Source organism: Streptomyces incanus (assembly GCF_042656345.1).
GTDB classification, from domain to species: Bacteria; Actinomycetota; Actinomycetes; order Streptomycetales; family Streptomycetaceae; genus Streptomyces; species Streptomyces incanus.
The window spans coordinates 32,129-50,078 of sequence record NZ_JBHSPC010000003.1; the positions used below are offsets into that span (position 1 = coordinate 32,129).

The 17,950-nt window shown below is 73.9% G+C and carries 10 protein-coding genes; 1 reads left to right on the top strand and 9 read right to left on the bottom strand.

Going from position 1 to position 17,950, the window contains the following annotated elements; genetic code table 11:
• Nucleotides 1-124: 124 nt before the first annotated feature.
• The 6 genes from ACFP2V_RS00730 to ACFP2V_RS00755 are packed head-to-tail and all read right to left on the bottom strand — an operon-like array spanning nucleotide 125 to nucleotide 6,155.
• Complete coding sequence (locus ACFP2V_RS00730) at nucleotides 125-1,351, bottom strand: beta-ketoacyl-[acyl-carrier-protein] synthase family protein (RefSeq protein WP_381204313.1); 1,227 nt, start codon at nucleotides 1,349-1,351, stop codon at nucleotides 125-127.
• Nucleotides 1,348-1,608: an acyl carrier protein gene (locus tag ACFP2V_RS00735; protein ID WP_381204314.1), complete on the bottom strand. Its 261-nt coding sequence runs from the start codon at nucleotides 1,606-1,608 to the stop codon at nucleotides 1,348-1,350. The genes ACFP2V_RS00730 and ACFP2V_RS00735 overlap by 4 nt, the downstream gene beginning before the upstream one ends.
• Nucleotides 1,572-2,618, bottom strand: coding sequence for an NAD-dependent epimerase/dehydratase family protein (locus ACFP2V_RS00740; protein ID WP_381204315.1), 1,047 nt, complete (start codon nucleotides 2,616-2,618; stop codon nucleotides 1,572-1,574). Before ACFP2V_RS00740 ends, ACFP2V_RS00735 begins: the two co-directional genes overlap by 37 nt.
• Nucleotides 2,615-4,192 carry an AMP-binding protein gene (locus ACFP2V_RS00745; RefSeq protein ID WP_381204316.1) on the bottom strand — a complete coding sequence of 526 codons (1,578 nt, stop codon included), beginning with the start codon at nucleotides 4,190-4,192 and terminating at the stop codon, nucleotides 2,615-2,617. The genes ACFP2V_RS00740 and ACFP2V_RS00745 overlap by 4 nt, the downstream gene beginning before the upstream one ends.
• A complete protein-coding gene (locus ACFP2V_RS00750) occupies nucleotides 4,189-5,130 on the bottom strand; it encodes an alpha/beta fold hydrolase (RefSeq protein WP_381204317.1) in 942 nt (313 codons plus the stop codon). The genes ACFP2V_RS00745 and ACFP2V_RS00750 overlap by 4 nt, the downstream gene beginning before the upstream one ends.
• Nucleotides 5,127-6,155 carry a 3-oxoacyl-ACP synthase III family protein gene (locus ACFP2V_RS00755; RefSeq protein ID WP_381204318.1) on the bottom strand — a complete coding sequence of 343 codons (1,029 nt, stop codon included), beginning with the start codon at nucleotides 6,153-6,155 and terminating at the stop codon, nucleotides 5,127-5,129. Before ACFP2V_RS00755 ends, ACFP2V_RS00750 begins: the two co-directional genes overlap by 4 nt.
• Nucleotides 6,156-6,315: 160 nt before the next feature.
• Between ACFP2V_RS00755 and ACFP2V_RS00760 the strand changes: the two genes are divergently transcribed.
• A complete protein-coding gene (locus ACFP2V_RS00760) occupies nucleotides 6,316-13,686 on the top strand; it encodes an SDR family NAD(P)-dependent oxidoreductase (protein WP_381204319.1) in 7,371 nt (2,456 codons plus the stop codon).
• 194 nt (nucleotides 13,687-13,880) lie between these two features.
• Here the strand turns inward: ACFP2V_RS00760 and ACFP2V_RS00765 are convergent, their stop codons facing one another.
• The 3 genes from ACFP2V_RS00765 to ACFP2V_RS00775 form a co-directional block, all read right to left on the bottom strand.
• Nucleotides 13,881-14,252 (bottom strand): PIN domain-containing protein, encoded by a 372-nt coding sequence (locus tag ACFP2V_RS00765; protein ID WP_381204320.1) that lies wholly within the window; start codon nucleotides 14,250-14,252, stop codon nucleotides 13,881-13,883.
• A 341-nt stretch (nucleotides 14,253-14,593) separates the two neighbouring features.
• Nucleotides 14,594-16,723, bottom strand: coding sequence for a 3-hydroxyacyl-CoA dehydrogenase NAD-binding domain-containing protein (locus tag ACFP2V_RS00770; RefSeq protein WP_381204321.1), 2,130 nt, complete (start codon nucleotides 16,721-16,723; stop codon nucleotides 14,594-14,596).
• Nucleotides 16,720-17,937, bottom strand: a complete 1,218-nt coding sequence (locus ACFP2V_RS00775; RefSeq protein ID WP_381204322.1) for a thiolase family protein — start codon at nucleotides 17,935-17,937, stop codon at nucleotides 16,720-16,722. Before ACFP2V_RS00775 ends, ACFP2V_RS00770 begins: the two co-directional genes overlap by 4 nt.
• Between the last annotated feature and the right edge of the window lie 13 nt (nucleotides 17,938-17,950).

Genomic DNA, 17,950 nt, shown 5'->3' on the forward strand with positions numbered 1-17,950 from the left:
GCGGGTCCACGGGCCGGGCACCCGGTGTGATGCGCACGGGAGACCTCGGCAGCGCTTCGCCACAGGGGCCCCGCACGGGTGAGCACGGAGCACCGCCGGCGTCCCTGTCCGGACGCCGAGCCGGTCAGGAGGCCCCGGTCAGAGCGAGGACGACGTTGTGGCCGCCGAAGCCGAAGGAGTGGCTGACGGCGACGTGGACGTCCTGCCGACGGGGCTCCCCGGTGACGCAGTCGATGTCGAACCCGGGCGCCGGGGCCCGCAGGTTCGCGATCGGCGGCACCGTGCGGTGCTGGAGGGTGAGCACGGTCAGTGCCGCCTCGACCGCGCCCGCCGCCCCCAGGCTGTGACCGAGCACGCCCTTGGGCGCGGTGACGCTGGGGCGGTGCGGCAGCACGCGGGCGATCAGGGCCGCCTCGCCGGCGTCGTTGAGCGGTGTGGAGGTGCCGTGGGCGTTGACGTGGTCGACGTCGCGCGGGGCCAGGCCCGCGTCCGCCAGGGCGGTGCGCAGGGCCCTCTCCGCGCCCCGGGCGTCCGGGGCGGGTGCGGTGGGGTGGTGGGCGTCCGAGGTACTGCCGCAGCCCACGAGCAGGGCGCGGGCGCGCGCGCCACGGGCGGCCGCGTCCCCGGCCCGCTCCAGGACGAGGACACCGGCCCCTTCCGCCAGGACGAAGCCGTCACGGTCGGCGGCGAAGGGCCGGGACGCGCCGGCGACCGCGTCGGTGCGCCGGGACAGGGTGCCCGCACGCCAGAAACCGGCGGCCACCAGCGGGGTGACGGCGGTTTCGGTGGCCCCGGTCACCGCGACGTCGCACTGGCCGGTGACGAGCAGGTCGCGGGCCACGGCGACGGCGGTGGCGCCGGAGGCGCAGGCGGTGGCCGGGGCGAGGCTGGGGCCGCGGGCCCCGAGGTCGATGGTGACCTCGCCGGCCGCCATGTTCGGGATGATCAGCGGGACGGTGAGCGCGGAGACCGTGCCGGCACCCTGTTCCGCCAGACGCCGGGCCTGTTCCTCGCGTGCCGCGTCTGCCCCCATCCCGCAGCCGATGACGACGGCGACCCGGTCGCCGTTCCACGTCCCGGGGTCGAGGCCGGCGTCATGGACCGCCTCACGGGCGGCGAGCACCGCCAGTACGGCGCTGCGCGACATGCGCCAGGCGGTGCGTCCGACCCGCCGGTCCAGGGCCTCGCGCGCCAGGGGGACGCGGCAGGAGAAATCCACGGGCAGGGCGGCCAGCGCCGGATCGTGGGCCGCCGTGCCCACGCCACGGCAGACCGCCTCCCAGGTGGCGTCGGCACCTTCTCCGGCGGGGGTGACCAGACCGAGGCCGGTGACGGCGACGGGCTCCGTCACGAGGAGGTCACCGCCTCCGTGCCGCCCGCGCGCAGCGCGTCGAGGTGGTCGACGACCTGGGCGACGGTCGTATCGCGGGAGGCGTGCTCGGCGCTGACCCTCACCCCGAAGCGTTCGTGGAGGAGGAGCAGCAGTTCCGTCAGGGCCAGCGAGTCCAGATCCAGCTGCCCCAGCGTGAGCTCGGGCCGGATCTCGTCCTCGGGGACGCGGAAGGCACTGGTCAGGAGGGAGCGGACGGCTTCGTAGGTTTCCGGCACGGGGTGTCCTTGCTGTGGTCCGGGGTGGGCAGGGCGAGCGGGGTGAGTTCCGCGAGACCGGCCTCGAATCCGATCGGTGGCTCGAAACCCAGGTCGCGGCGTGCCGCGGTGAGGTCGAAGTAGTGCGGATGCAGCAGTTCCGCGACGAGGAAGCGGCTCAGGGCATGGGTGCGGGGGCTGCCGGCCACGCGCAGGAAGGTGTCGCTGACGGTGGCCGCGGCGGTGGCCAGCCGGGGCGGGACGGCGCACCAGCGGGCGCCGATGCCGGCGGCCCGCAGAAAGCGCCGGGTGATCTCGCGCAGGGGACGTGGGTCGCCCTGGCCGATGAAGTAGGCGCGGCCGCCCACCGCCGGTGACTGCCGCAGGCGGTCCAGGGCGAGCAGGTGGGCGTGGGCGGCGGTACGGACGTGGGTGGTGTCGACGAGGTTGTCGCCGTCGCCGGGCATCAGCAGACGGCCGGCCCGCACGGCGTGTGCGAGGGCGGGGACGAAATGCGGGTCGCCCGGCCCCCAGATGATGTGCGGACGCAGGGACACGGTGGCCAGCTCCGGGCCGTGGGCCGCCAGGACCAGAGCCTCGGCGCGGGCCTTGGTGGCGGGGTAGGCGGCCAGGTGGTGGAGGGCGAAGGGAAGGTCCTCGGTGACGCCCTCCAGGCCGCCGGGCCGGAAGACGACACTGGCGGTCGAGGTGTGGACGAGGGTGCGTACCCCGTGGGCGCGGCACTGCTCGATCACATGGCGGGTGCCGACGACGTTGGTGGCCCAGTAGGGCCGCGGTGGGCCGCTGACACCGGCCAGGGCGGCGTTGTGGACGACGGCGTCGCAGCCGGCGACGGCACGGGAGACCGCGGCGGTGTCGGCGAGATCGCCCAGGTGCTGCCGGACACCCATCCGTTCCAGCGTGGTGCTGGGGCGGCGGCCCAAGGAGGAGGTGACGACGCCGCGTGCGCTCAGCCGGCGGCAGATCTCCTGGCCGAGGAAGCCGCTTCCCCCGGTGACCAGTACCTTCATCGGAGCCTCCCGCGCAGGCGCTCGGCGGCCCAGCCGGCCAGGCGGGGGCGGTCGATCTTGGAGTTGTGCCGGGGGTCGGTGGGAAAACGGGGATGAAGCAGCAGGGCGCCGACGCGGTGCCCTTCCGGATGTTCCTTCACGATGGCGCGGACGGCTGCCAGGGCGGTGGTGCGGGAGGCGGAGGGCAGGAGTTCCACGCACAGGGCCGGCAGCCGGCACACAGCCGTGCCGGCCCCGACCAGGGCGGTGCGCCGGACGCCGGGGGCGGTGTCCGCTGCGGCCTCGATGTCCTCGGTGGTCAGGGTGAAGCCGGGACCGGTGACCAGGTGGGCCTTGCGGCCGAGGAACCACAGCCGGCCCTGGTCGTCGAGCCGGCCGAGATCTCCGGTGCGGTGCAGCACGCCACGTCCGGTGACGCTCTTGGTGGCGGCGTCGGCGTCGGGGCGCGCGTGGTAGGCGGGGCTGACGGTGGGGCCGGTGACGGCGATCTCACCGCATCCGGTGGCGTCGGCGTCCAGGATCCGGGCGTGGATGCCGGGCAGCGGCCGGCCCAGGCAGGTGCCGGCGTGCCCGGCGGGCGGCCGGACGCGTGAGGCCCGCAGGTCGTGGTCGCCGATCGCGGAGACGGGCAGGCATTCCGTGGCGCCGTAGACACTGAGGATCTCGGCGTCCTCCGGCACGACGTCGCGCAGGGCGTCGGCGAGGCGGACGCGCAGCGGGGCACCGAAGGACAGCACCTGCCGGACCGAGGGCAGCGAGATGCCACGGCGGGCGCAGTGGCCGGCGATCAGGGTGAGGACCGCGGGCGACGCCAGGACGATGGTGGCCCGGTGCTTCAGGACCGGCCCGACGAGTTCCTCCGGCGGTGTGCGGGCCGGGGCCAGGTGGTTCACGGCCGGGACGACGGTGGCCACGCCCAGGAGTGGGCCGAGCAGCGCGACCGGCAGGAATCCCGCGAGGAGTACGTCGTCGGGCCGGGGGCCCATCAGCGTCGTCAGCGCGTCGAGCTGTCCGGCCAGGGTGGCATGACGGTACTCCGCGCCCTTGGGCCGTCCGGTCGAGCCGGACGTGAAGGCGATCAGGGCCGGCTCGTCGCCGTCGGGCTCCCGCACCCGGGGGAGCGGGGCGGCGCCGACCGGTACCCGGGTGGCAAGCCGCCGTCCCGGCAGGAGCGGCGCGGTACCGGTGACCAGGGGGACCCGCACGTGCGGGCGGCCCCATCCCAGGGCCCGGCGCCCGAGGTGGGCCAGGGGCTCGCCGACGAAGACGTCCGGGGCGATGTCCTCCAGACAGCGACCCACCTCGGCGCGCGGTTCGATCAGGACGGGGACGGCACCGAGGACGCCGAGGGCGTACGAGACGACGGTGAGGTCGTGGGCGTCGCGGGTCATCACGACGGCTTTGTGGCCGGGCCGGACACCGGCGTCGTACAGGGCCTGCGCGATGTGGTGGCAGCGTCGCACCAGTTCGCCGCGACGTGTCGTCCGGGAGGTTCCCTTACGGCTTTCGACGAGGGCGATCGCGTCGGGCCGGTCGGCCAGGCGCGCGGCGATGCCCGGAACGGTCACGGTCACGGTGTTTCCTGGAGGAAGTCACGGACAAGGTCGCCCAGTTCGGCCGCGGCGTCCTCCATCACGAAGTGCCCGGCGTCGGGGAAGCGGTGGATGTCGGCATGGGGGTGCCGGCGCGCCCATTCCTCCAGCAGGACCGGAGTGAAGACGGGATCGCGCATGCCCCAGCCGATGAGCAGGGGCAGTTCCGACAGGCCGGCGCCGCCGCCGGGAGGTTCGAGCAGCCGCCACGCGGGGTCCGCGGGACCGCGGGGGATCGCGCGGACGGCGTCGGTGACCGCCCGGCGCTCGGCGCGGCGGGCGGTCGGCCGGAGAAGGGCCCGGCGCTCGGCCGGGAGCAGCGGGCGGTGGACTCCGGCGCGCACGGCGGTACGGGCGAACGCGTTGGTGGCGTGGACGAACGCGGCGGCCGGCCGGTGGTCGCGGATCCAGCGCAGGTGGAACGGCAGCCGGAAGCCGTCGGGAAAGGGGAAGGCCACGGTGTTGCAGACGACCAGCCGGGCCACCACGCCCGGGTTCCGCAGGGCCCAGGCGGTGCCGAGCGGACCGCCCCAGTCGTGCAGGACGAACGTCCAGCCCCGCTCGGGCAGGCCCTTGTCCCGCACCAGGTGGCAGTGGAGGATGTCCAGGTTCTCCAGTTGGGCCTCGTAGGGGTCGGGGACCCCGTCCGCCGGCCGCAGGTGCCGGGACAGCCCGAAGCCCGGCAGGTCGGGTGCCAGGCAGCGGGCGTGCGGGGAGAGCCGGTGCAGCAGCTTGCGCCAGACGTAGCTCCACGACGGGTTGCCGTGCAGGAACAGCACCGGCTGCCCGGAGCCGAGATCGAGGTAGTGCTGTCCGGTGACCGGCACACGCCGCCAGTGCCGGGGCGCGGGGTAGCCCGGCATCAGCCGTTCCAGTGCGGCGGAATCCACTGCCGGGGCGTGGCCGGCCCGTGCGGTCACCACCGGAGGAGAGCCAGGCCGAAGCTGAAACCACTGGCCAGGCCGATCATCGCCACCAGGTCCCCGCTCTCGATGCGGTCGGCCTCCCGCGCCTTGACCAGTTGCAGGGGGAGGGAGGCCGCCGCGCAGTTCCCGTGCTCGGCCACCGCGGGCATGCACCGGTCCTCGGGGAGGGAGAAGGTGTCGATCACCTCGCGGTACTGCGGCATGGCGATCTGGTGGAAGGCGATGAAGGAGAAGGCGCCGGCGCGTGCCGCTGCGAGTTCCTCCCCGGCGGTGTCCAGAATCCGGGGGAGTACGTCGAGGGCACCCTGACGCAGGTCCCCGTTCAGACGCAGGGTGGTGTGGTCGTCGTGGACGGAGAGGTGGTGCATACTGCCTCCGCCGGCCACGGTGCAGGCTTCCCAGGCGGCGGAGTTGCTGACGAACCGCAGGGCCAGGATGCCCGGATCGTCCTCACCCGCGGGACCGGCGGTGAGCGCCATCGCGGCACCGGCGTCGGAGGCGGTGTAGCCGGGCAGGGCCCGCAGCAGATCCTCCCGGCCGGGGGCGTGCCAGCGGGTGGCCAGGGTGGAGGGTTCACCGCAGGCGATGAGAACCGTGCGGTAGCGGCCGGTCTCGATGAACGACGCGGCCACCTCCATGGCGTTGAGGAAGCTGTTGCAGGCGTTCTTGACATCGAACACCGGGCAGGAGGCGCCCAGTTTGGTGGCCACGAGATGGGCCGTGGCGGGTTCGACCAGGTCCTGCGAGGTCGAGGCGAACAGCAGCAGATCGATGTCGCCGATCTCCAGGCCGGCTTCGCCGAGCGCGCTGCGGGCGGCCGCCACGGCGAGGTCGGAGGCGTTCTCGCCGTCCTCGTGCACATGGACCCCGCGCACACCGGTGAGGTCCTCCAGCAGACCGGGCGGCGGGGCGTACCCACCGGTCTCGGTGATCTTGGCGCGGATCTCGTCCAAGGTCCGGTAACGGGACGGCAGATGAGTGGAAACGGCGGCGATACGGGCACGGAGGGCTTCGGGCACCGCGTCACCGTAGCGGCGGCGCGGCCGCCGCCGGGCGGGAATGCCGTTTGTGCGATGGTCTCCACCCCAACGAGTGATTCTCATTGGCCTTTTCATCTCTTGACCCTTTTCAGTCCACAGTGAAGACCTGCAACCGGCTTGAAAAACGGGGGACTTGACGATGCAGCAGTTTGAACGGGCCGTGGCGGTGGTGGGCGTGGGCTGCCGGCTCCCCGGGGGCATCACGGATCTGGACGGACTGTGGTCCGTGCTGCGCGACGGACAGGACATGGTCGGCGAGATGCCCGCCGACCGGCTGCCCCGGGACCGGACGGTCGATCCGGGGACCGTACGGCCCGGCCGCAGCTACACCGCCGCCGGCGGTTTCCTCCAGGACGTCGCCTCGTTCGACGCCGCCTACTTCGGCATGTCACCGGCGGAGGCCCGGCACATCGACCCGCAGCAGCGGCTGCTGCTGGAGATGGCCGCCGAGGCACTGGACGACGCCGCCCTTCCCGCCGAGTCGCTGGCCGGGTCGGACACCTGCGTGTACGTGGGCGTCTCCGACCCCGGCTACGGCGTGAACCTGTCGATGATGCAGGACCACACGAGCCCGCACACCATGCCCGGCGCCACCCTGTCCATCACGGCGAACCGGATGTCGTACGCCTTCGACCTGCGCGGACCGAGCATGGCCGTCGACACGGCCTGCTCCTCCGCCCTGGTCGCCCTGGACCGGGCCTGCCGCACGCTGCGCGAGGGCGTCGGCCGCGTCGCCCTGGTCGGCGGCATCAACGTGCTGTCCAACCCCTACTCCTTCGCCGGCTTCTCCTACGCGGGCATGCTGTCCCGGCGCGGGCGCTGCGCGGCGTTCTCCGCCGACGCCGACGGCTTCGTCCGCGCCGAGGGCGGCGCGGTGCTCGTCCTCAAGCGCCTCGCGGACGCGGTGGCGGACGGCGACCGCATCCACGCCGTGCTGGCCGCCACCGGCAACAACACCGACGGCCGCAGCACCGGCATGATCGTGCCCAGCGCCGAGACCCAGGAGGCGCTGCTGCACACGGTCTACGCGGAGGCCGGGATCGACGCGGACGACCTGGTCTACGTCGAGGCCCACGGTACCGGCACCCAGGTCGGGGACCCGGCGGAGGCCGAGGCCATCGGCCGGGCGCTGGGCCGGCGCCGCCGCGGCGCCCCGCTGCCGATCGGCTCGGTGAAGTCGAACCTCGGCCACCTGGAGCCCGCCTCCGGAATGGCCGGCCTGCTCAAGGCCATCCTGGTGCTGCGCCATCGGCTGGTCCCGGCGTCCCTGCACGCCCTTCCCCTCAACCCCCGGATCGACTTCGCCGGCCTGGGACTGGCCCCCGCCGTCGACCCCGTCCCGCTGGACCCGGGGGAGCGGGCCGCCGTGGGAGTGAGCGCCTTCGGCTTCGGCGGAGCCAACGCCCACGCCGTCGTCACCCCGCCCCCCGCCCCCCGGCAGCCCGAGCCGAGGCCGGTGCCGGACGGGCGCTCGCTGCCCCTGGTCGTCTCCGCGCGGTCCGCCAAGGCGCTGAAGCAGATGACCGCCCGCATGGCGCAGCGGCTGCGGGACACGCAACCCGACGAGTTCTACGACCTGGCCCACACCAGCACCGTGCGGCGCACCGCGCACCCGCACCGGGCCGCCGTACTGGCCGCCGACCCGCAGGACGCCGCCCGGCAGCTGGACCGGCTGACGGCCGGGGAGCCCGCCCGAGGGGCCACGGTGCGCACCGGCGGGCGGGACGGGACCGCTTTCGTGTTCTCCGGCAACGCCTCCCAGTGGCCGGGCATGGCCGCCGACCTGCTGTCGGGCGAACCGGCCTTCCGCCGGGCCGTCGAGGAGGCCGACGCGGCCCTGGCACCCCACCTGGGCTGGTCGGTGGCCAAGGAACTGGCCCGCCCGTCCCTCCGGAAGTGGCAGCGCACCGAGGTGGCCCAGCCGGCCCTGTTCGCCGTCCAGGTGGGGCTGACCGCACTGCTGGCCTCGTACGGGGTACGGCCGGACGCGGTGACCGGGCACAGCGTCGGAGAGGTCGCCGCCGCCCACGCCGCCGGGGCCCTGACCCTGGAACAGGCGGCGCTGGTGATCGCCGAGCGCAGCCGCACCCAGGGCGCCATGGCGGGCCGGGGCCGCATGGCCGCCGTCGGCCTGCCCGAGGACCGGGCGCGCGAGGAACTGCTCCGCCACGACGGGGCACTGGAGATCGCGGGGATCAACAGCGAGAGCGACGTGACCGTCGCCGGTGACGCCGACGCGCTGGCGGCCTGGGGCACCGAACTGACCGGCCGCGGCGTCTTCTTCCGCGAACTGGACCTGGACTACGCCTTCCACAGCCGGGCCATGGACCCCATCAGGGAGCCGCTGCTCGCCGCACTCGACGGGCTCGAACCCGCCCCGGCCCGGATCCCGTTCGTCTCCACCGTCACCGGCACCCCGCTGAACGGGCCGGAACTCGACGCCGAGTACTGGTGGCGCAACGTCCGCGAACCCGTCCGGTTCGCCGAGGCCGCCGCCCGCCTAGCCGCCGAGCACGCCGGCGTCCTGGTCGAGATCGGACCGCACCCGGTGCTGCGCCCCTATCTGCGGCGCACCAAAGCCACCTGCGTCGCCACCCTGCACCGCGACGGGGACGGCCCCCGCGAGACCGCGGCGGCCGTCGCCGCCGTACTCGCCGCCGACACCGCGACCGACTGGCGGCACCACTTCCCCCGGCCGGGCCGGGTGGTCGATCTGCCCGCCTACCCGTGGCAGCGCGAACGGCACTGGCACGGCACCGCGCAGGACCTGGTCGCGCACACCAGCGGCAGCGGCCTGCTGGACCACCCCCTGGTGGGCGAGCGGATGCCCGCCCCGCACCCCGTGTGGCACGGCACCGTCGAACCGCAACTGGTGCCCTGGCTGGGCGACCACAGGATCGGCGACGACGTTCTCATGCCGGCCGCCGCCTACGTGGAGATGGCACTGAGCGCCGGCCGGCGGGCCATGGACCGACCGGTCGAAGTACGGCACCTGGAGATCGGCCGCCCGCTGTCCGTGCCGTGGCCGGACCCGACGCCGGTCGCCCTGCAGACCGCGGTCACCCCCGACGACGGCGCCCTGACCATCAGCGTCCGCGAGGAACACGGCGGGGAGTGCCGGCCCGTCGTACGCGCCCAGGTCCGCACCCTGCTCGGCACGGCACCGGACCCGCTCGACGTCGACGCGCTCCGGGCCCGCTGCGACCGGAGCATCGACGGCCCGGACTTCTACCGGACGTGCCACGGCATCGGCCTGAACTGCGGGCCGGACTTCCAGCTCATCGACCGCATCGACGCCGGCGACCAGGAGGTGCTGGTCTCCTACCGGCTCCAGCACCCCGCCGGCTCCTACACCGCCCACCCGGTCCTCCTCGACGCGCCGCTGCAGGCCACCGTGGCCCTCGCCGGGGCGGAGGCGGAATCCGCCGCGTTCCTGCCGACCGTGTTCGGGGCCGTACGCGTATGGCGCACCCCCGCGCCCACGGGAGTCGTGCACCTGCGCCGGCGCAGCCGCAGCGCCCACGAGATGTGCTGGGACATCACCTACGCCGACACGGACGGCACGGTCACCGTCGAGATCGACGGCTGCCGCACCCGCCGCGGCCACATGAGCCGGCGCACCCCGCTGACCGTCCAGCGCACCGTGCTCCGGGCCGCTCCCCACCGGACGGCCCCCGCCCCGTCCTCTCCGCTTCCCGCGCCCACCGAGATCGCGCGCGCGGCCGAGCCGCGGATCGCCGCCGCACGCGCCACCCTGGACGACGGCGGCCACCGCCGGTTCACCGCCGCCGCCGAACAGGCCGGAGCCCACCGCTGGGCCGAGACGCTGCGAGGTCTCCTCACCGACCCCGCGGCCCCGTTCTCGATGAGCGACCTGGTGGCCGGGGGCCTGCAGCCCCGGCACCGGCGGCTCGCACGGCTGATGCTGCCCCTGCTGACCGAGCACGGCCTCGCCCGGCCGGCCGGGGAGACCTGGCTGCTGACCGACGCCGGCATCCGCGCCGAGGCGCGCCTGCGCGCCCTGGTGGAGGACCATCCCGCGTACGGCGCCGAGACGCTGCTCCTCAACCGGCACCTGTGCCGGCTGCCCGACGTGGTGCGAGGACGCGCCGACGCACGCGAACTCCTGCCGGCCGGGGACAGCGCCTACGAGCAACTCCACGAGACCGGCCCGGCCCACCGCTTCGCCCACCGCACCGTGCGGGCACTGCTCGGCGACATCGTCGCCCGCTGGCCCGCCGACCGTCCGCTGCGCGTCCTGGAATTCGGCGCGACCACCACCGCCCTGACGGCCGCGGCCCTGCCCGTACTGCCGGCGGACCGGACCCGCTACACCTGCACCACCACCACCGGCGGCGGTCTCACCCGCGCCGAACACCGCTTCGCCGCCTACGACTTCGTCGACCACCGCACCCTCGACCCGGACGCCGACCTGATCGGCCAGGGCCTGCCCCGAGGCGGCTTCGACCTCGTCCTCGCGGGCGACGCCCTGCACGCCACCACCGACCTGGCCGCCACCCTGCGCCGACTGCACACGGTGCTGGCCCCCGGCGGACACCTGCTGGCCACCGAACCGCACCACGCCGGGCTCCAGGCCCTGCTGTCCGGCACGCTGAACGACTTCTGGGAGCGCGGCGACCACAGCCTGCGCCCGACGTCCCGCATCCTCCCCCGCGACCGGTGGGCGCCGCTGCTGCGGCAGTGCGGCTTCTCCGGCGTGGCGCAGACCGGGCCCGAGGACCGCTCCGTCCTCCTCGCCGCCGCGGACCACGACCCCGGGCCGGACGCCGAACCCCCGCGGACGGTTCCCGGCGCCGCCTGGGTGATCGCCGTCGAGGACGACACCGAGACGGCGACAGCACGGGCACTGGCCGCCCACCTCGGGAAGGCCACCGTCGTCACCGCGCCCGACGAGGCCACCGCCTGGCGCGGGACACTGCCCACGGACTCCGATCCGCACGTCGTCCTGCTGCTCGCCGAACCCGGCCCGCACGACACCGTCACGCGGACCACCCGCCGGGCGGCCCTCCTGCGCTCCCTCGCCGCCGCCTGCGACGGCCTGGAGGGCGGCACGAGCCCTCGGGTATGGCTCGTCACCCGCCCGACCGGCCTCTTCCCCGCCCCGGAGCAGCCGTCCCACCCGGTCGACGCGGCCGTCTGGGCGGCCTGCCGCACCCTCGCCAACGAGCGTCCCGACCTGCGTCTACGGCGTCTGTCGTGCCACCGCACCACAGACGCCGGCACCGACGCCCGCCGGCTGGCCGGAGAGCTCCTCACCCCCGACGACGACCCGAACGCCCAGGAGGACGAGATCGTCCTGACCGCCCGGGGCCGGTTCGTCCCCCGGCACCTCCAACACCCGGCGGACGAACCACCCGCCGTCCCCGCCGGCACGCCGTACATCCTGGAAGCCCGCGACCCCGGCCTGCGCCGGAGGCTGATCTGGCGGCAGACGGACCTGCGCGAACCCGGGCCGGGAGAGGTGGCCCTCGAGATGCGGGCCGTGGCCCTGAACTACCGTGACCCCATGCGGGCCAACGGCCTGCTGCCGCCCGAGGCGGTGGAGAACAGCCCGCTCGGCCGCGGACTGGGAACCGACGGCGCCGGCATCGTGCGCGCCGTGGGGCCGGGTGTACGGGACCTGAAGCCCGGCGACCGGGTGTGCGGTCTGGTGCCCGCCGCCCTCGCGTCCCACGCGACGACCTCCGCCTCCGCCGTCGTCCGCATCCCCGACGGGCTGGGCTTCACGGAAGCGGCGACCTTCCCCGTCGCCTTCCTGACCGTCCACCAGACCCTGGTCAACCAGGCCCGCCTCGGCCCCGGGGAGACCGTGCTCGTGCACGGTGGAGCCGGGGCGGTGGGCCTGGCCGTCCTGCAGTGCGCCCGCCATCAGGGCGCCCGCGTCATCGCCACCGCCGGCACGGAGACCAAACGGGACCTGCTGCGCACGCTCGGCGCCGAGCACGTACTCGACTCCCGCGGCCTGGACTTCGTCCCCCGGATCCGGGAGCTGACCGGCGGCCGGGGAGTGGACGTCCTGGTGAACTCCCTCAGCGGTGAGGCCATCGCCCAGGGCCTCGACCTGCTGCGCCCCAACGGCCGCTTCATCGAGCTCGGCAAGAGGGACATCTTCCTCAACAACCCGATCACGCTGCGCCCGTTCGACCGCAGCCTCACCTTCATCGGCTTCAACCTCGACGCCGTCGTCGACTGCCCGGAACGGGGCTCCCGTCTCCTCGCGGACTTCGAGGCGGAGGCCGCCTCCGGCACCTACCGGCCGCTGCCCCACACGGTCCACCCCGCCGCCCGGGTCGAGGAGGCATTCCACCTCCTGCAGCACTCCCGGCACACCGGCAAGGTCGTCGTCACCTTCGACCCCCTGGACGAACCCGTCCCCGTGGAGCCCGCACCCGAGACCCTGCGCCTCGACGGCGACGGTACTTACCTGATCACCGGCGGACTGAGCGGACTCGGCGCCGCCACCGCCCGCCTGCTGGCCGGCCGCGGGGCCCGGCACCTGGCCCTGCTCTCCCGCGGCGGACCCGACGCCCCCGAGGCGCCCGCCCTGCTCCGGGAACTCGCCGACCGCGGAGTGCACGCCACCGCCCACGCCGCCGACGTCACCGACGAAGCCGCGCTGCGCCGGGTCGTCGAGGCAGTGGACGCCACCGAACACCCCCTGCGCGGAGTGGTGCACGCGGCCATGCACATGGACGACGCGGTGCTGGCCGACCTCACCGACGACCGGTTCGCCGCCGTACTGGCACCCAAGGCGGCGGGAGCGGCCCTGCTGGACCGCCTCACCGCAGACCGCGACCTGGACCTGTTCCTCACCTACTCGTCCGTCTCCGCCGGCATCGGCAACCCGGGGCAGGCCGCCTACGCAGCGGCCAACGCCTACCTGGAAGCCCTCATCCGGGCCCGGCGCGACGCCGGCCGGACAGGTACGGCACTGGCCTGGGGACCGATCGGCGAAACCGGTTATGTGGCCCGCAGCGGCACGGGCCCCGCCATGACCGGACGAGGCCTCGAACTGCTCACCCCCGCCGAGGTCCTGACCACCGCCGACCGGCTGCTGGCCGCCGGCGCCGATGTCGCCGGAGCGGGCCGCTACCGCTGGGGAGCCGTACGCCATCTGCTGCCCGCCCTGGCCACCCCCCGGTTCGCCCCACTGGCCCCGGAGTCCTCCGCGATCTCCCCGGACGCCCGCAACGAGCTCCTGGGCACGCTGGCGGACCTCTCGGCGGAAGAGGCGATGCACAAGATCACCGAGACGGTCGCGCAGCTCCTCGCGGGTGTCCTGCAGACCGATCCGGCCGACCTGGACCCCACGCTCAATGTCACCGACTTCGGGCTGGACTCGCTGCTGGGGATGCAGTTCCTGGTGCGGGCGAGGGATCTCTTCGACATCCGTCTCGGACCGGCCGACCTGGCCACCGGACGCACCCTGACCCATTTCGCCCGCCTGGTCCACCAGAGACTGGGACTGGGTACCGGCGAGCAGGAGTAGACGGAGGCCGCCGCCCCCGCTGCGCCGGGGACCCCGGCGCAGCGGGGGCGGGCAGGCGCACACCGGCGACCGGCCGGCGCGCTGGAACCGCTGGAACCGCTGGAACCGCGGGGATGGCTGGGACGGCCGGACCGCGGTGTCCACCGACCACCGTCACCACCCGAGAGCCGGGCCGGCGGGCCGGACCGCGGGCCTCAGCGGGGCACGGACCGCGGGCCGGTGACGTCCGCTCCCAGGGCCGTCACCCTGCGGCGCAGTTCGCGGTCAGCCGTGACGACCAGGACGGGGCGGTCGCCGGCGTCGGCCACCAGGGCGACCATGTGGTCGTCGCCGCTGCCCGGGGCGGACTCCACCCGGACGCCCGGCACCGACTCCACCCCGCAGGCCGCTCCCTCGACGACCAGGACGACCTCCACCGGCCCGGGCCGGCCCGGCAGACCGTCCGACGCCAGGCGGTCCCGCAGGCGCTCGGTGGCGCCGCGCCGGTCCCGCCACCAGCCGTCGGGCACCGATCCGACGACGTTCGCGGCGTCGACGATCACGAGGGGGGCGACGGTCTCGTTCATCCCGTCAGGGTCCCACGGAACATCCGGTGAACAGCGGTCCGGACCGTCGTCCGGGAAACCGCCTGCCCAGGGTGAACGGCGCCTGGCTGCGCCCCGCCACCGCCTTCGACGCCCTGGGCCGCGCCACGATCGGGGTCGTCGGCGCCGGCGGATGCCTGACCGTCACCCGTCAGGCTGTCGCTTTTCAGGCCGCCCCCGGGTCCGCACAGGGCGGACCGTGGACGGCGACGGGGCGAGCCGAGGACACGGCTCGCGTGCGACGGGACGGCACCACGCGCGAAGGAGGGCCCCCGCCACGGGCGGGGGCCCTCCTCAAATCCGTACGACGGCGACGGCGACGGCTACGCCGGAACCGAAGCCACTCCGGGCTCCAGGAACCGCTTGCCGTTGACGCGCTCGGAGACGCCCTCGCGGTCCAGGTACGGCGTGATGCCGCCCAGGTGGAAGGGCCAGCCGGCGCCGGTGATCAGGCACAGGTCGATGTCCTGGGCCTCGGCGACGACACCCTCGTCGAGCATCAGCCCGATCTCCTGCGCCACCGCGTCGAGCACCCGGGCCCGCACCTGCTCCTCCGTGAGGACGGTGTCGCCCTGCTCGAGCAGCGCGGCGACCTCCGGGTCCAGCTCCGGCCTGCCGCTGTCGTAGACGTAGAAGCCGCGCTTGCCGGCCTCCACGACCGCCTTGAGGTTCGGCGAGACGGTGAAGCGGTCCGGGAAGGACCGGTTGAGCGTCTCGGAGACGTGCAGACCGATCGCCGGGCCGACCAGCTCGAGGAGGACCAGCGGGGACATCGGCAGGCCGAGCGGCTCGACGGCCTTCTCGGCGGTCTCGACCGGGGTGCCCTCGTCGATGACGTTCTGGATCTCGCCCATGAAGCGGGTCAGGATGCGGTTGACGACGAACGCCGGGGCGTCCTTGACCAGCACCGCGGTCTTCTTCAGCTTCCTGGCGACACCGAACGCCGTCGCCAGCGAGGCGTCGTCGGTCTGCTCGCCGCGGACGATCTCGAGGAGCGGCAGGATCGCGACCGGGTTGAAGAAGTGGAAGCCGACGACCCGCTCGGGGTTCTTCAGCTTCGACGCCATCTCCGACACCGACAGCGAGGAGGTGTTGGTGGCGAGGATGGCGTGCGCCGGGGCGACCGCCTCGACCTCGGCGAACACCTGCTGCTTGACGCCCATCTCCTCGAACACGGCCTCGATGACGAAGTCCGCGTCCGCGAAGCCCTCGGCCTTGTCCAGCACACCGGTGACCAGCGCCTTGAGGCGATTGGCCTTATCCTGGTTGATCCGGCCCTTGCCGAGCAGCCTGTCGATCTCGGCGTGGACGTAGCCCACGCCCTTGTCGATGCGCTCCTGGTCGATGTCGGTCAGGACGACCGGCACCTCGAGGCGGCGCAGGAACAGCAGCGCGAGCTGCGAGGCCATCAGACCGGCGCCGACGACGCCGACCTTGGTGACCGGACGGGCCAGGTTCTTGTCCGGGGCACCGGCGGGGCGCTTGGCGCGCTTCTGCACCAGGTTGAACGCGTAGAGACCGGAGCGCAGTTCACCGCCCATGATCAGGTCGGCGAGCGCCTTGTCCTCGGCGTCGTAACCCTGCTGGAGGTCGCCGTTCTTGGCGGCGGCGATGATGTCCAGCGCCCGGTAGGCGGCCGGGGCGGCGCCGTGCACCTTGGAGTCGGCGATGAACCGACCCTTGGCGACGGCCTGGTCCCAGGCCTCGCCGCGGTCGATCACCGGACGCTCGACGACGATCTCGCCCTTGAGGACGGCCGCCGTCCAGATCAGCGACTGCTCCAGGAAGTCCGCGCCCTCGAAGAGCGCGTCCGCGATGCCGAGCTCGTAGACCTGCTTGCCCTTGAGCTGCTTGTTCTGGTTGAGGCTGTTCTCGATGATCACCGAGACGGCCTTCTCGGCGCCGATCAGGTTCGGCAGCAGGGCGCAGCCGCCCCAGCCGGGGACCAGGCCGAGGAAGACCTCGGGCAGGGAGAACGCCGGGATGGCCGACGACACCGTGCGGTAGGCGCAGTGCAGGCCGACCTCGACGCCGCCGCCCATGGCCGCGCCGTTGTAGTACGCGAAGGTCGGGACGGCGAGCTTCGAGAGCCGCTTGAAGACGTCGTGGCCGCCCTTGCCGATGGCGTGGGCGTGGTCCCACTCCTTCAGCTGCTCGACGCCCTTGAGGTCGGCGCCGACGGCGAAGATGAACGGCTTGCCGGTGATGCCGACGCCGACGACCGCGCCGTCCGCGGCCTCCTTCTCGACCTGGTCGAGGGCGGCGTCCAGGTTCGCCAGCGACTGCGGGCCGAAAGTGGTCGGCTTGGTGTGGTCAAGACCGTTGTCCAGGGTGATGAGCGCGAAGCGCCCCGCGCCCAGGGGCAGTTCGAAGTGGCGGACGTGGGCCGTCGTGACGACCTCGTCCGGGAAGAGCGCGGCCGCGCCCTTCAACAGTTCGGCGGTGGTGCTCACTTGTCCCCCTCGAAGTGCGGGTTCTCCCAGATGACCGTCGCGCCCATGCCGAAGCCGACGCACATGGTGGTCAGGCCGTAGCGGACGTGCGGCTGTTCCTCGAACTGGCGGGCCAGCTGCGTCATCAGGCGGACGCCGGAGGAGGCCAGCGGGTGGCCGAAGGCGATGGCGCCGCCGTACTGGTTGACGCGCGCGTCGTCGTCGGCGATGCCGTAGTGCTCCAGGAAGGCCAGCACCTGGACGGCGAAGGCCTCGTTGATCTCGAACAGGCCGATGTCGGAGATGGACAGTCCCGCCTGGGCCAGCGCCTTCTCCGTCGCCGGAATCGGGCCGTAGCCCATGACCTCGGGCTCCACACCCACGAAGGAGTAGGAGACCAGGCGCATCTTGACCGGCAGCCCGTTCTCACGGGCGAAGTCCTCGGAGGCGATGACCGAGGCGGTGGCGCCGTCGTTCAGACCGGCCGCGTTACCGGCGGTGACCCGGCCGTGGACGCGGAACGGCGTCTTCAGACCGGCCAGGTTCTCCAGGGTGGTGCCCGGACGCATCGGCTCGTCGGCGGTGACCAGGCCCCAGCCCGTCTCACCGGCCTCGGCGTTGGTGCGGCGGACCGAGACCGGTACCAGGTCGGCCTGGATCTTGCCGTCGGCGTATGCCTTGGCGGCCTTCTCCTGCGAGCGGACCGCGTACTCGTCGGCGCGCTGCTTGGTGATCGTCGGGTAGCGGTCGTGCAGGTTCTCCGCCGTCATGCCCATGAACAGGGCGGACTCGTCGACCAGCTTCTCCGAGACGAAGCGCGGGTTGGGGTCCACGCCCTCGCCCATCGGGTGGCGGCCCATGTGCTCGACACCGCCCGCGATGGCGACGTCGTACGCGCCGAAGGCGACGGAGCCGGCCACCGCGGTCACGGCGGTCAGGGCGCCCGCGCACATGCGGTCGATGGAGTAGCCCGGGACCGAGGTGGGCAGGCCCGCCAGGATGCCGGCGGTGCGGCCGATGGTCAGGCCCTGGTCGCCGATCTGCGTGGTCGCGGCGACCGCGACCTCGTCGATCTTCTTCGGGTCGAGTCCGGGGTTGCGGCGCAGCAGCTCCCGGATCGCCTTCACGACGAGGTCGTCGGCGCGGGTCTCGTGGTAGATGCCCTTCGGGCCCGCCTTGCCGAACGGGGTGCGGACGCCGTCGACGAAGACGACATCCCTGACGGTACGAGGCACGATGGCTCTCCTC